The 13,265-nt window shown below is 75.6% G+C and carries 15 protein-coding genes and 1 pseudogene; 9 read left to right on the top strand and 7 right to left on the bottom strand.

Features of this window, described 5'->3' with window-relative positions:
* Positions 1-104 precede the first annotated feature (104 nt).
* From BUE43_RS12775 to BUE43_RS12755, 5 genes are read left to right on the top strand one after another with little or no spacing between them, the layout of a single operon-like run.
* Positions 105-1,535, top strand: a complete 1,431-nt coding sequence (locus tag BUE43_RS12775; protein ID WP_083959601.1) for a hypothetical protein — start codon at positions 105-107, stop codon at positions 1,533-1,535.
* A gap of 11 nt (positions 1,536-1,546) precedes the next feature.
* Positions 1,547-2,656, top strand: a complete 1,110-nt coding sequence (gene gcvT, locus BUE43_RS12770) for a glycine cleavage system aminomethyltransferase GcvT (RefSeq protein ID WP_073482763.1) — start codon at positions 1,547-1,549, stop codon at positions 2,654-2,656.
* The gene (locus BUE43_RS12765; protein WP_073482407.1) at positions 2,653-3,321 is read left to right on the top strand and encodes a ribonuclease FAU-1 family protein; all 669 of its coding nucleotides are present in this window, start codon (positions 2,653-2,655) and stop codon (positions 3,319-3,321) included. The genes gcvT and BUE43_RS12765 overlap by 4 nt, the downstream gene beginning before the upstream one ends.
* Positions 3,305-3,952, top strand: a complete 648-nt coding sequence (locus tag BUE43_RS12760) for a ribonuclease FAU-1 family protein (protein WP_073482405.1) — start codon at positions 3,305-3,307, stop codon at positions 3,950-3,952. Before BUE43_RS12765 ends, BUE43_RS12760 begins: the two co-directional genes overlap by 17 nt.
* Positions 3,952-4,389: an MmcQ/YjbR family DNA-binding protein gene (locus tag BUE43_RS12755; RefSeq protein WP_073482402.1), complete on the top strand. Its 438-nt coding sequence runs from the start codon at positions 3,952-3,954 to the stop codon at positions 4,387-4,389. Before BUE43_RS12760 ends, BUE43_RS12755 begins: the two co-directional genes overlap by 1 nt.
* Before the next feature lie 202 nt (positions 4,390-4,591).
* Here BUE43_RS12755 and BUE43_RS12750 read toward each other — a convergent pair whose 3' ends face one another.
* Positions 4,592-4,888, bottom strand: a complete 297-nt coding sequence (locus tag BUE43_RS12750) for a hypothetical protein (RefSeq protein ID WP_143174110.1) — start codon at positions 4,886-4,888, stop codon at positions 4,592-4,594.
* 116 nt (positions 4,889-5,004) lie between these two features.
* Here BUE43_RS12750 and BUE43_RS12745 point away from each other — a divergent pair, with 116 nt between their 5' ends.
* Positions 5,005-6,108, top strand: a complete 1,104-nt coding sequence (locus BUE43_RS12745; RefSeq protein ID WP_073482397.1) for a branched-chain amino acid aminotransferase — start codon at positions 5,005-5,007, stop codon at positions 6,106-6,108.
* Between the two features lie 228 nt (positions 6,109-6,336).
* On the opposite strand, the gene BUE43_RS12740 is transcribed toward BUE43_RS12745, so the two are convergent.
* The 3 genes and pseudogenes from BUE43_RS12740 to cobU all read right to left on the bottom strand — a co-directional run.
* Complete coding sequence (locus tag BUE43_RS12740; RefSeq protein WP_073482395.1) at positions 6,337-7,080, bottom strand: adenosylcobinamide-GDP ribazoletransferase; 744 nt, start codon at positions 7,078-7,080, stop codon at positions 6,337-6,339.
* Positions 7,081-7,094: 14 nt separating this feature from the next.
* The gene (cobT, locus tag BUE43_RS12735; RefSeq protein WP_234995701.1) at positions 7,095-8,174 is read right to left on the bottom strand and encodes a nicotinate-nucleotide--dimethylbenzimidazole phosphoribosyltransferase; all 1,080 of its coding nucleotides are present in this window, start codon (positions 8,172-8,174) and stop codon (positions 7,095-7,097) included.
* Between the two features lie 171 nt (positions 8,175-8,345).
* Positions 8,346-8,864: pseudogene (cobU, locus tag BUE43_RS34690) on the bottom strand (bifunctional adenosylcobinamide kinase/adenosylcobinamide-phosphate guanylyltransferase); the annotation flags it as partial.
* Between the two features lie 83 nt (positions 8,865-8,947).
* On the opposite strand from cobU, the gene BUE43_RS12730 reads away from it, so the two are divergent.
* Complete coding sequence (locus BUE43_RS12730; protein ID WP_073482390.1) at positions 8,948-9,151, top strand: hypothetical protein; 204 nt, start codon at positions 8,948-8,950, stop codon at positions 9,149-9,151.
* A 130-nt stretch (positions 9,152-9,281) separates the two neighbouring features.
* Here the strand turns inward: BUE43_RS12730 and BUE43_RS12725 are convergent, their stop codons facing one another.
* Positions 9,282-10,265 (bottom strand): aldo/keto reductase family protein, encoded by a 984-nt coding sequence (locus tag BUE43_RS12725; protein WP_073482388.1) that lies wholly within the window; start codon positions 10,263-10,265, stop codon positions 9,282-9,284.
* A gap of 59 nt (positions 10,266-10,324) precedes the next feature.
* A complete protein-coding gene (locus BUE43_RS12720; protein ID WP_073482386.1) occupies positions 10,325-10,963 on the bottom strand; it encodes a DUF3043 domain-containing protein in 639 nt (212 codons plus the stop codon).
* 71 nt (positions 10,964-11,034) lie between these two features.
* Here BUE43_RS12720 and BUE43_RS12715 point away from each other — a divergent pair, with 71 nt between their 5' ends.
* Together BUE43_RS12715 and BUE43_RS12710 are read left to right on the top strand one after the other, a co-directional pair.
* Positions 11,035-12,144, top strand: a complete 1,110-nt coding sequence (locus BUE43_RS12715) for a glycerate kinase family protein (protein WP_073482384.1) — start codon at positions 11,035-11,037, stop codon at positions 12,142-12,144.
* Positions 12,145-12,390: 246 nt separating this feature from the next.
* Positions 12,391-12,759, top strand: coding sequence for a HesB/IscA family protein (locus tag BUE43_RS12710; protein ID WP_073482381.1), 369 nt, complete (start codon positions 12,391-12,393; stop codon positions 12,757-12,759).
* A gap of 203 nt (positions 12,760-12,962) precedes the next feature.
* On the opposite strand, the gene BUE43_RS12705 is transcribed toward BUE43_RS12710, so the two are convergent.
* On the bottom strand, positions 12,963-13,145 hold the full coding sequence (locus tag BUE43_RS12705; RefSeq protein WP_073482379.1) for a hypothetical protein: 183 nt from the start codon (positions 13,143-13,145) through the stop codon (positions 12,963-12,965).
* Between the last annotated feature and the right edge of the window lie 120 nt (positions 13,146-13,265).

Raw genomic sequence — 13,265 nt, 5'->3', positions numbered from 1 at the left:
CGGCGCCCGGGGCGTCCGACGAGCGGGGGAGCGTTCCCGCCGCCGGCGGACGCGTGCCCGCCCCGCCACCCGTCCCAGACCGTTCGCACGCCGGGAGACCGCGGGTGAGAGAGCAGGACTCCGTCGACCTCCAGCACGCCGAGGGGGAGGACGGGCCACCGCCCTCCGCCGACGGCCACGGCTCCGCTCCCGGCCACGGTGCCGCTTCCGTCCGGGGCATCGCTTCCGCCCGGGGCGCCGACCGGCCGGGCAGCCCCGCCGGCGACCGCGGCACGCCCCGGACCCCGAACCGGGGCGACCGGCCCCGCGCGCCGAGGACCGTGCCGACCGCGGTCCTGCTGGGCGTGGCCGGGATGCTCGGCGCCGGCGTGTTCCTCGGACCGGCCCCGGCCGCCGCGCTGGCCGGCCGCTGGTACCTGCCCGCGCTGCTGCTGACCGCGTTGGCCACCACCTGCTTCGTCGTCGGCAGCGCCGGCGCGTCGGCCTGGCACGCGGAGCCCGCCGGCAGCTACGCCTACATCCGCGACCAGCTCGGCCCCGTCCCGGGACGCATGGCCGCCGCGCTGGTGCTCGCCGGCCGGTGCGCGGCGGCGGCCGCGATCGCGGGGGCGCTGGCCAACTACCTGCTGCCCGCCCAGCCCACGGTCGCGGCCGTCGCGTTGGTCGCGCTGGGCACCGCGTTCAACGCCAGCGGCCGGCGACTGGGCCGGTGGAGCCGGCTCCCCGTGCTCCTCGTGGTGGTGGTGCTCGGCCTCGTCGTCGTGACCGCCTTCGCGATCGATCCCCCCGCCATGACGCCGGTGGCCCCGCCCGGCGAGCCCGGCGCGGACGACGTGCGGGGGATGGCCGCTGCGGCGGCCGTCGCCTTCTTCCACTTCGCCGGCTTCGAGCGGCTGACCTCGCCCCTGGCGCTGGCCGGCCGGTTCCCGCAGCGGGTGCTGCGGATCGCGTTGCCGCTCGTGGTGCTGGTCGCGTTGGCGGCCCAACTCGTGGTGGGCGCCGCCCTGCTGCGCCAGCTCGGGCCCGCCCGGCTGGCGATCTCCCCGGCGCCGCTGCGCGACCTGCTGGTCGCCGCCGACGCCACCGCGCTGGAGCCGCTGGTCGTGCTGGCCGCGGTCGCGGCGATGGCGCCGATGCTCGTCGTGGCCCTCGCCGGGGTCCGGGCCAGCGCGTCCTCGGTGATCAGGGGCCGCGACGTGCCGCTGCGGATCAGCCTCGTCACCGGGCCGGGCGGCCCCTGGCGGCTGGACGTGGTGGGCGGCGGCGTCGCGGCCGCGCTCGCCGTCGCCCTCGGCCCCACCCACGCCCTCCAGCTCGCGGCGTGCTGCCTGCTCTTCTACTACGCCTTCGCCAGCGCGGGCGCCCGGCTCGTGCTGCTGGACGGCCCCTCGTGGCCGATGCGCTCGGCCTGCCTGGGCATGGGGCTGGCGGTGATCCTCGCGATGAGCTCGCCCGCGCCCTACCTCGTGGCCACGTTGGCGATCGCGGCCTCCGGTGTCGCCCTCGGCGCCCTGATGACCCGTTGGTGGCGGTAGCGTCGGCGGACGTGAGCGAGACAGCCCTGCGGCACAGTCCCCTGCACGCCTCCCACGCGGACCTGGGCGCCACCTTCGCCCCGTTCGGCGGTTGGGAGATGCCGATCCAGTACGCCGGGGGCGGGGTGGTCGCCGAGCACACCGCTGTCCGGGAGGCGGTCGGCGTCTTCGACGTCTCGCACCTGGGCAAGGCCGTGGTCTCGGGGCCGGGTGCCGCGGAGTTCGTCAACGCCTGTCTCACCAACGACCTGCGCCGGATCTCGCAGGGGCAGGCGCAGTACACGCTGTGCTGCACCGAGACCGGCGGGGTGGTGGACGACCTGATCGCCTACCTGGTGGGTGACGACGAGGTCTTCCTCGTGCCCAACGCCGCCAACACCGCCGCGGTGTGCGAGTTGCTCGCCGCGGCCGCGCCGAGCGGGATCACCGTGGCGAACCTGCACACCGAGTACGGCGTCCTCGCGGTGCAGGGGCCGCGCTCCGCCGACGTGCTCGCGGCGCTGGGCCTACCCGCGGACCTGGACTACATGGCGTTCGCCGACGCCGAGTGGGCCGGCCGGCCCGTCCGGGTCTGCCGCACCGGCTACACCGGCGAGCACGGCTACGAGCTGCTGCCCCGCTGGGCGGACGCGGCGGCGCTGTGGGCGGCCCTGCTCCAGGCGGCGCGGGACCACGGCGGCCGGGCCTGCGGGCTCGGCGCGAGGGACACCCTGCGCACCGAGATGGGCTACCCCCTGCACGGCCAGGACCTCTCGCCGGAGATCAGCCCGGTGCAGGCCGGCGCCACCTGGGCCGTGGGCTGGAAGAAGCCCGTGTTCTGGGGCCGGGACGCCCTGCGAGCGGAGAAGGCGCAGGGGCCGGCGCGGCGCCTGCGCGGGCTGCGCGCGCTGGAGCGGGGCGTGCCGCGCCCGGGCATGGCGGTGCTCGACGCGGAGGGCGAGCGGATCGGGGTGACCACGTCCGGGACGTTCTCCCCGACCCTCGGCGCCGGCGTCGCGCTCGCGCTCGTCGACGCCGGTGCCGGCGTCGAACCCGGCGCCGAGGTGCTCCTTGACGTGCGGGGCCGGCGCCTGCGCTGCGAGGTCGTGAAGCCGCCGTTCGTCCAGGCGCACGTGCGATGAGCCGGGAGACGACGACGCCGGCCGGCGGCCCGACCTGGCGGCCGGGGGACGAGGTGCTCTACCGCCTGCCCCGGCTAGACGACCCGCTCGGCCCGATCCACCCGGCCCGGGTGGTCGCCGACGACGGCCGGGAGCTCGTGTGCTGGGTGCCGGGCGGGACCGAGGTCGTGGCGATGCGCCTGCCCGACGGCAAGCAGCAGCGGGACGTCCCGCTGCACGAGCGGTTCACCACGCCCCGCAGGGCGGTGCGCTCCCAGTGGTTCGGCGGCGGCACCCTGCGCCTGGTCTTCGAGGAGCGCTGGTCGTCGGTGTGGTGGTTCTTCGAGCCGGACGGGACGTTCCGGAACTGGTACGTGAACCTGGAGATCCCGCTCGGCAGGGACGCCACCGGGGTGCGGCGCGTGGACGGCGCACTGGACGTCGCCGTCGCGCCGGACGGCCGCTGGGAGTGGAAGGACGAGGACGAGGCCGAGGCGATCGTCGACGCGGGCCTGGTGAGCCGGGCCCAGATGGGCCTGCTGCGCGCGGAGGGCGAGCGGATGATCGCGCTGGCCGAGGCCGCGCGGTACCCGTTCGACGGGACCTGGTGCGACTTCCGACCCGATCCCGCGTGGCCGGTGCCCACGCTGCCGGAGGGGCTGGTGCCCGATGTCCGCACCGGCTGACTCCCGCCCGGGGTGGCGGCCCGGCGACGAGCTGCTCTACCGGTTCCGCCGGGCCGACGGCAGCACCGGGCAGATCCACCCGGCCCGGGTGGTCGTCGACGACGGCAGGGGACTGGTCTGCTGGGTCCCCGCCGGGACGGCGATCGTGGGCACCCGGCTGCCCGACGGCCGGCGCATCCGCGACGTGCCGCTGGCCGAGCGGTTCGCCACCCGCCGCGTCCACGTGCGCGACCAGTGGCGCCGCGTCTCCACCCTGCGCCTGGTCTTCGAGGAGTGCTGGTCGTCGGTGTGGTGGTTCTTCGAGCCGGACGGGACGTTCCGGAACTGGTACGTGAACCTGGAGATCCCGCTCGGCCGCTGGCGGGGCGGGGTGGACCGGATGGACGGCGTCCTGGACCTGGTCGTGGGCCCGGACCGGCGGTGGACGTGGAAGGACGAGGACGAGGCCGCCGAGGCGCTCGCCGCGGGCCGGCTCAGCGCGGACCAGCTCGACCGCCTGCGCGCGGAGGGTGAGCGGATGATCGCGCTGGCCGAGGCCGCGCGGTTCCCGTTCGACGGGACCTGGTGCGACTTCCGACCCGATCCGACGTGGCCGACGCCCAGCCTGCCCGACCTCGCCGAGGTGCGGTGATGGACCCCGAGGCGTTCCGCGGCCATGCCCGGTCGCTGCCAGGGGCCGAGGAGGTCGAGACGTGGGGGAAACCCACGTTCCGGGTGCGCGGCAAAATCTTCGCGATGGCCGCCCCCGACCTGACCTCGGCCAGTGTGAAGACCGGGTTCGACGAGCAGGCCGCGCTCACCGGCGCCCAGCCGGACGTGTACTCGGTCGCGGCCTACGTCGGTCGGTTCGGCTGGGTCGCCGTCGACGTCCGGGCGGCGGACGCCGGTGAGCTGCTGGACCTGCTCACCGAGGCGTGGCGGCGCACCGCGCCCAAGCGGCTCGTCGCCGCCTTCGACGCTGCGGCCGCCTTGGCGGGCGTAGCTGCCTTGGACGGCGCAGCTGCCTTGGACGGCGCAGCCGACTTCGATGCCGCGGCCACCGATCGCGTCGCCGAGGAAGACCGGTAGCCGCGCCGACCGGGGACGGACCGGCCGTGCCTCCCGCGACGGCACCGTCGCCGGAGGAGGCGTTGCCGACGGCAGCGTTGTCAGCCGACCTGAACGGTGGCCAGCCCGTCAGTGACTCGTGCCAGCGGTGGACGACCGGGTGAGGCGACCCGGCGGTAGGAGAACTGGCGGCAGGAGAGCCCGGCGGCAGGAGAGCGGCGGCCTACAGCATCGCCGAGGCGAGGATGGCGAGCAGGCCGACGAGCAACACGAGACCGACCAGCCCGCCCGTCGACAGCTCGCGCGGGAACCACCGCCCGCGCCGGCGCCGCCACCAGACCAGGGCGCCGGCGGAGACGAGCACCGCCAGGACCACGCCGAACACGTCCAGCGCGAGGTAGCCGTCCAGGACGAGGAGGCCGACCGCCAGCGGCGTCAACGCGGCCAGGGCGGCCGCGCGCAGGTCCTGCGACAGCAGCGTGGGCTCAGGGGTGCGCTCGGGACCGGTCTGACGGCTCACGGCCCGCATCGTAGGTCGCGCCCGCCGCCGAGGGGGGCGTTCCGACCGGAATGATCGGAAGGCCGACAGGCGGGAACAAGACTTTCGGAATCCTGATGGTGGACTACGGTGCATCCATGACGACTGCGTTGCCGTTCTCCCGGACGCCGAACCCGCAGCCGGCCACGCCGGAGCGGCGGGCGGAGATCCTGGCCAGGCCGAGCTTCGGCCAGCACTTCACCGACCACATGGTCACCATCCGCTGGAATCCGCAGCAGGGCTGGCACGACGCGCAGGTGCGGCCCTACGGCGGCTTCGCCCTCGACCCCGCCGCCATGGTGCTGCACTACGGCCAGGCGATCTTCGAGGGGCTCAAGGCGTACCGGCAGCCCGACGGCTCCGTGGCCACGTTCCGCCCGGAGGCCAACGCGGCGCGGTTCCGCGCGTCGGCCCACCGGCTGGCCATGCCGGAGCTGCCGGACGAGCTGTTCCTGGGCTCGCTGCGGGAGCTGCTCGACGTCGACCGCGAGTGGGTCCCGGCGGCCGGCGGCGAGGAGTCGCTGTACCTGCGGCCGTACATGATCTCCACCGAGGCGAGCCTCGGCGTGCGGCCGGCCAGGGAGTACCTGTACGTGCTCATCGCCTCGCCGGCCGGGTCGTACTTCGCCGGCGGCGTGCGGCCGGTGAGCGTGTGGCTGTCGACCGAGTACGTGCGGGCGTGCCCGGGCGGCACCGGCGCGGCGAAGTTCGCCGGCAACTACGCGGCGTCGCTGCTGGCGCAGGCGCAGGCCGCGGAGCAGGGCTGCGACCAGGTCGTCTGGCTGGACGCGACCGAGCGCCGGTTCGTCGAGGAGATGGGCGGGATGAACCTGTTCTTCGTCCTCGGCTCGGGCTCCGACGCCCGCCTGGTCACCCCGGAGCTGAGCGGCGCGCTGCTGCCTGGCGTCACGAGGGACTCGCTGCTCCAGCTCGGCCGCGACCGCGGGATGGCGGTGGAGGAGCGGAAGATCTCCACCGAGGAGTGGGAGAAGGGCGCGGCCTCCGGCGAGATCAGCGAGGTGTTCGCCTGCGGCACCGCGGCCGTGATCACCCCGGTGGGCCGGGTCAAGCACGCGCGCGGCGAGTTCCTGGTCAACGGGGGCGAGGCCGGCGAGGTGACGATGGCGCTGCGGCGGCAGCTCACCGACCTCCAGCGCGGCGTGACGCCGGACCCGCACGGCTGGATGCACCAGCTCGGCTGACGCCGGGTCCGAGCGGACCGGACGGCCCTTCTCCCCGGTTTCGGGGAGGAGGGCCGTTCTGCTGTCCTGTCAAGGGTTTCGCCCGGGCGGGGGACGGAGTTGTGCACAGGTGCGGGAGTTGTCCACAGAGGACTCGTCGGGGGTTGGGCCGTGGGGTGGGCGCCGATAGGCTGGAGCAGGGCTCGCCCCCCGGAGAGGGTGGGGGCTGCACTCAGGACTGAGGGGTGATCAGCCCAGGCAGGTGGTCACCAGCACGGCTGTCGTGGCTACCTCGCAGCCCGCGCCCAGCACGTCCCCGGTGATCCCGCCGAACCGGCGCACCGCGTGCCGCGTGAGCAGGGTGACCAGTCCGGCCGCCACCAGCACCGCCAGCGGACCCTGCCACGGGCGACCGGGCACGGCGACCACGGCGAACGCCCCCAGCGCCAGCCACCACAGCGCCGGCACCAGCGGGGGTTGTGAACCGGCGACCAACGCCCCCATGCCCTCGGGCCGCGCCGCCGGCACCCCGCGCCGGCACGACCACGCGAACGCGGCGCGACCGGCGGCCACCGCCAGCACCACCGCGGCCCACCGCCCGTCCCCGGCCAGCGAGGCCAGCGCGCTGGCCTGCCCCACCAGCACCAGGACCAGCGCCACCACCGCGAACGGCCCGGCGCCCCCGTCCTTCATCACGGCGAGCGCCCGCTCCGGCGGGCCGTAGCAGCCCAGCCCGTCCACCACGTCGGCCAAACCGTCGACGTGCATCCCCCGGGTGAGCAGCACCAGCAGCCCCACCACGGCGACCCCGGCGAGCAGCCCCGGCGCGCCCGCAGCGGCCAGCCCGGCCAGGACCGCGGCGCCGACGCCGCCGAGCAACACCCCGACCAGCGGCGCCCACGCGATCGCCCGCCGACAGGTGGGCGGGTCGAACCGGCCCGCCGGCACGGGGAGCACGGTGAGCCAGGTCAGCGCCAGCCGCAGCCCGTACACGCGCGCCCGCCCGCTCAGCCTTCGGCGTTGGCGGTCAGCCCGGCCGGCCGATCGGACACCCCGGCGTCCTCGAAGGTGGCCATCTCGCCGAGCACCCGCACGGCCATGGCGAGCAGCGGCAGCGCGGCCACGGCGCCGGAGCCCTCGCCCAGCCGCATGTCCATCTCCAGCAGCGGCCGCAGTTCCAGGTGGTCGAGCACCATCGTGTGCGCCGGCTCCGCCGAGCGGTGTCCGGCGACCCACCACTCCCGCGCGCCCGGCGCCAGCTCCTCGGCGACCAGCGCCGCCGCGCCGACCACGACACCGTCCAGCACCACCGGCGTGCGCCGCACGGCGGCCTGCGCCAGGAAACCGGCCATCGCGGCGATGTCCGCGCCCGAGGAGGTCCGCAGCAACGCCACCGGGTCGTGGACGACCTTGCGGGCCCGCCGCAGCGCGTCGCGGATCGCGGCGCACTTGCGCATCCAGCCCGCGTCGTCGACGCCGGTGCCCCTGCCGATCACCGCCACCGGCTCCGCGCCGGTCAGCGCGGCGACCAGCACGGCCGACGGCGTGGTGTTGCCGATGCCCATGTCCCCGGCGACGAGCAGGTCCGCACCGCCGTCGATCTCCTCGTCGGCGACGGCCCTGCCGGCCGCCACCGCGGCGCGCACCTCGGCCTCGCTGAGCGCGTCCTCGCGGTCGATCACGCCGGAGCCGCGCCGCACCTTGTGGGTGCGCACGTGCTCGGGGGTGTCGGCGTCGACGGCGAGGTCCACCACGCGCACGCCCGCGCCGGCCGCGTTGGCCAGCACGTTCACCGCGGCGCCACCGGCGAGGAAGTTGGCCACCATCTGCCCGGTGACCTCGGTCGGGTAGGCGGACACGCCGTGCCGGGCGATCCCGTGGTCGCCGGCGAACACCACGACCCGCGACGTCAGGGGGCGGGGCGGGCAGACGCCCTGGCAGGCCGCCAGCCACACGCCCAGCTCCTCGATCCGGCCCAGCGAGCCGGAGGGCTTGGTGAGCCGCGCGTGGCGGGCCAGCGCCGCCTGGCGGGCCTGCTCGTCCGGCGGGGCCACCGGCGGGAACGTGACCAGCTCCGGCCCAACCAGGCTGCCAGACCCGACCAGGCTGCCCGGGGCGCCCGCGGGCTGCCCGACCAGGCTGCCCGGGGCGCCCGCGGGCTGCCCGGCCGGCAGCGCGGCCCCGGCGTCGCCCGAGCCGTTGGTCGTCCCAGGAGAGGGCATCGCGTACCTCCGTGCTCCACCGCTGCGCAACGTCAGCGGGATCCCCGCGACGAGCAACAGGACCTCGTCGCACTCGGTGGCCAGCGCGGCGTTGAGCGCGCCCAGCTCGTCCCGGAAGAGCCTGCCAGAGCGGGTCGCCGGCACCACGCCGAGTCCGACCTCGGCGGAGACCAGCACCACCCGCGCCGGGCAGTCGCGCACCGCCGCGACCAGCTCGGCCCAGCGCCCGCGCACCCGGTCGAGCCCGTCGCCCTCCCACGCGCCGGCGTCGTCCAGCTCGCCGGTCAGCCAGGTGGCGACGTCGTCGACGAGGAACGGGCCGTCGTCCGGCGCGGCGGAGCGCAGCAGCTCGGCCACCTCCGGCGTCTCCACCGTGCGCCAGCCCGGCGGCCGACGTCGCACGTGCTCCTCGACGCGGGCGCGCCACTCGGCGTCGTCCCGGTCGACGCGCGCCGTCGCCACGTAGACCACCGACTCCTCCGCCGCGACCAGGCCCTCGGCGTGCGCGGACTTGCCGGAGCGCGCCCCACCGAGAACGAGAGTGCGCTGCGCCACTCCGACCTCCTTGATCGACCTTCCGGGCTGCCCGCCGGCGGCACAACGCTACCGTTTGGCCAACCGGCGGAAGGGAGCCCGAGGTGGTCTACCGGTGGCGGTACCAGGACTCGGCGGGTGGCGAGGTCGTCGGGCCGGACGAGCGGTTCGACGACCAGGGCTCGGCCGAGCTCTGGCTGGAGGAGAACTGGCCCGACCTCCTCGACGGCGGCGTCGAGCAGGTGACGCTGCTGCACGACGACGCCGAGGTCTACGGGCCGATGAGCCTGAACCCGCCGGGGGAGTAGGGGCGGGCCGGGCTCCGGGGGCGGCCACCGCGGTCGGCGGCCACCCCCGGACGCGTCAGGCCTCTGGAAGAGGCCGGATCCCGGACCGCTGGAAGGGATCGGGCCGCTGGAAGGGGTCGGACCTCCGGCGTCAGGGGGAGACGGTGAGCCGGGGGTCGTAGGTGATGACGCCTTCAAGCGTCTCGTCGATCCGCCGCAGCACCTCGTCGTCCAGCTTCACGCCGGCCGCCTTGACGTTCTCCGCGACCTGCTCGGGGCGGGACGCGCCGATGATCGCCGAGGCGACGTTGGGGTTCTGCAGCACCCAGGCCACCGCGAGCTGGGCCATGGACAGCCCGCACTCCTCGGCGATCGGCCGGAGCTTCTGCACCCGGGTGAGCACCTCGTCGTCGAGGAACCGGCCGATGAAGTTCTTCCCGGACTCGTCGGTGGCCCGCGAGCCCTCGGGCGCCGGCTGCCCCGGCTGGTACTTGCCGGTGAGCACGCCCTGCGCGATCGGCGACCACACGATCTGGCTCATGCCCTCGCGCTCGGCCGCGGGCACGACCTGGGACTCGATGACCCGCCACAGCATCGAGTACTGCGGCTGGTTGGAGACGAACGGGATCTTCAGCTCGCGAGCCAGCGCCGCGCCCCGGGTGATCTCCTCGGCGGTCCACTCGGAGACGCCGACGTAGAGCACCTTGCCCTGCCGCACGAGGTCGGCGAAGGCGAGCATCGTCTCCTCCAGCGGCACCGTGCGGTCGAACCGGTGCGCCTGGTAGAGGTCGACGTAGTCGGTCTGAAGCCGCCGCAGCGAGGCGTTGCAGGACTCCAAGATGTGCTTGCGGCCCAGCCCCCGGTCGTTCTCCCCGGGCCCGGTCGGCCAGAAGACCTTGGTGAAGATCTCCAGGCCCTCGCGGCGCTGGCCGTGCAGCGCCCTGCCGAGGACGGACTCGGCCTTGGTCTGCGCGTAGACGTCGGCGGTGTCGAAGGTCGTGATGCCGGCGTCCAGCGCGGCGTTCACGCACGCGGTGGCCTGCTCCTCCTCGACCTGGGAGCCGTGGGTGAGCCAGTTGCCGTAGGAGATGGCGCTGACGGACAGGCCGCTGCGGCCGAGACGACGGAATTCCATGTCGCCGATCCTAGGTCCTTAGCTGGACAAAGGACCTGGCTCGGAGCGGAGTTCCGGGATCAGGGCTGGTCGCCGTAGGTGACCCTGGGCCGGGGCACCCGCAGCTTGCGGAGCTGGGTGGCCCTGGTGAAGGCGTACCAGCCGAGCCCGAGGCCGCGGTCGGTGGCGTCCGGGAACCGCTGCCGCACCTTCTTGGTCACCTGCCGGCCGAGCAGGATGCCCTCGAAGATCATCGCGAGCATCATGAACATCACCACGATGCTGGCGTACTGCTGCACCTGCACCGAGGGCACCAGCAGCGCGACGAAGACCAGCACCGCCATCGGCATGAACAGGCCGACCAGGTTGCGCCGGGAGTCCACCAGGTCGCGGACGTAGGCCCGCACCGGGCCCCGGTCGCGCGGCAGCAGGTAGCGGTCGTCGCCGGCCATCATCCGCTCGCGGCGCTCCGCGGCGGCCTTGCGGCGCTCCTCCTTGTTGCCCCGCGTGCGGCGCAACGCCTCGCGCTGGCTGCGCGGCGGCGGGGGAACCGGGCCGCGACGCCGGCCCTCGGCCTCGCGGCGCTTCGGCGTCGGCCGGCCCTTGCCCGGAGTGCGGCCCCGGCCGTGCTCCTTCGCGTCATCGAGCCCCGGCGCCACCTCGGCACTGCTCTGGGTGGCCTCGGCGTCGTCGGTCTGGCTGCGGCGAAGGAACCTCACGCACAACAGAGTAGGACAAGGGCGTTTCGTGCCCTGTTGCCCTCCTCCACCGGCTCGGTACCGTCCGGCGGGTGCGTGTCCTCGTCGCCCCCGACTGCTTCGGCGGAACCCTCACCGCGCGCGCCGCCGCCCACGCCGTGGCCGAGGGCTGGCGCGCCGCCGCTCCAGCCGACGAACTCCTGCTCCGCCCGCTCGCCGACGGCGGGCCGGGTTTCGTCGACGTGCTCCACTCGGCGCTGGGCGGAACCCTCCGCGAGCGGACCGTCACCGGCCCGCTCGGCGAGCCGGTCCGGGCGGTCTGGCTGGAGCACGAGGGCACCGCGTACGTCGAGTCCGCGCAGGCGTGCGGCCTGCACCTCGCGCCGGCCGACCGCCGTCGGCCCGAGGAGGCGACCAGCCGGGGCGTCGGCGAGCTGCTCGCCGCAGCGCGGGACGCGGGCGCGCGGACGGCCGTGGTCGGCCTCGGCGGCTCGGCGACCACCGACGGGGGCGCCGGCGCGCTGGCCGCGCTGGGCGCCACCCCGGTCGACGCCGCCGGCCGGCCCCTGCCCGCCGGCGGCGGCTCGCTGGCCCGGTGCGCCGGGCTCGCCGGCCGGCCCGACCTCGGCGGGCTCCAGCTCGTGGCCGCCGCCGACGTGGAGAACCCCTTGCTGGGCCGGCACGGCGCCGCGCACGTGTTCGGGCCGCAGAAGGGCGCCGACGACGCGGCCGTGCGCCGGCTGGAGGCCGGCATGGCCCACTGGGCCGAGGTCCTCGCGGCGGCGACCGGCCGCGAGGTCCGGGACGAGCCGGGCGCGGGCGCCGCCGGCGGCCTGGGGGCGGCCCTGCTCGCCCTCGGCGCCCGGCGGGAGTCCGGCGCCGACCTGGTCCGCCGGCTCACCGGCCTGGACGCCGCCATGGACCGCGCCGACCTGGTGGTCACGGGCGAGGGCAGCTTCGACTGGCAGTCGCTGCGCGGCAAGCTCGTCACCGCCGTCGCGCGCGGCGCCGCCGAGCGCGGCGTGCCGTGCCTGGTGCTCGCCGGCCAGGTCAGCGTGGGCCGGCGGGAGGCCGCCGCCGCGGGCGTGGCCACCGCCTACTCGGTGGCCGAGCACGTGGGCTCGGTCGCCGCGTCCCTCGCCGACCCCACGGGAACGCTCACCGCGTTGGCGGCCGACGTCGCCGCCCAGTGGAGCCGCTGACCACAGACCGGACACGCGCCGAACGGAGAGCTCGGGCCAGCGTGGGACGAGGGCCAGCGCCCGCCCGCGCGTGCGCCGCCGGGACGGCAGTCCGGCCGGCGGGACGACTGTCACAGCGGTCGGGTCCCGGCGGGCGATGTGCCACCATGGGAGGTGGGACTCGCAGTCCGGGAGAACCCGGGAATAAGCCCGACCGCCGGCGGTGTTGCCGCGAGGAGAACGGGCGCACACCTTCGAGGGAGAGCCATGAGCGTGGAGAACACCACGGCGACCACGACCGAGGCGCCGACCCACGGTGTCGAGCTGAGCGAGGCCGCCGCGGGCAAGGCCAAGGCCCTGCTCGACCAGGAGGGCCGGGACGACATGTACCTGCGCATCGCCGTCCAGCCCGGCGGCTGCGCGGGCCTGCGTTACCAGCTCTTCTTCGACGAGCGCACGCTGGACGGCGACGCCTTCCGCGACTTCGGCGGCCTGAAGGTCGTCGTGGACCGGATGAGCGCGCCGTACGTGCAGGGCGCCGTGATCGACTTCGTCGACACGATCGAGAAGCAGGGGTTCACCATCGAGAACCCGAACGCCACGGGCTCCTGCGCCTGCGGCGACTCGTTCCACTGATCGACACCGGTCGGACCTGACCGTTCGGGACCACGTGCGGCGCCCGCGAGCCACCGGCTCGCGGGCGCCGACGTGTCAGCGGTGGCGATGCCGCCGTGGCGATGTCGGTGGTGGTGTCCCGGAGGCCGTGTCCCAGCGACGGCGGCTCCGTCGCGGCTTCGCCTGTTGGCGTGGCTCGCGCCCCCGCGCCCCCGGCGCCCCGGTCAACTCCCGTAGTCGTCGAGTCCGGCGACCCTGGCCGCGCACGAGTCGTCCACCAGCCAGCTCGCCGGAACCCACGGTGTCGCGGCGCCCGCGCTCCCGTCGTGGTCGGCGAGCAGCGTGGTCGGCAGCTCGGCGCAGTCGGCGATGAGTTCGGCCAGGCACCCAGGCTCCGCAACGCGCACGAGTTGACGTTATGCCCCGGCGGCGGGGCACACCACGGGTACCAGCGGGTAATCTGCGGCGCTGCCAGTGAATGTGGGAGACCCGCACGAGGACACCGGGGCGACCGCGCCGGAGGACAG

It is taken from the genome of Streptoalloteichus hindustanus (assembly GCF_900129375.1).
Taxonomy (GTDB): domain Bacteria; phylum Actinomycetota; class Actinomycetes; order Mycobacteriales; family Pseudonocardiaceae; genus Streptoalloteichus; species Streptoalloteichus hindustanus.
This window is presented reverse-complemented; position numbering and strand designations above follow the sequence as displayed.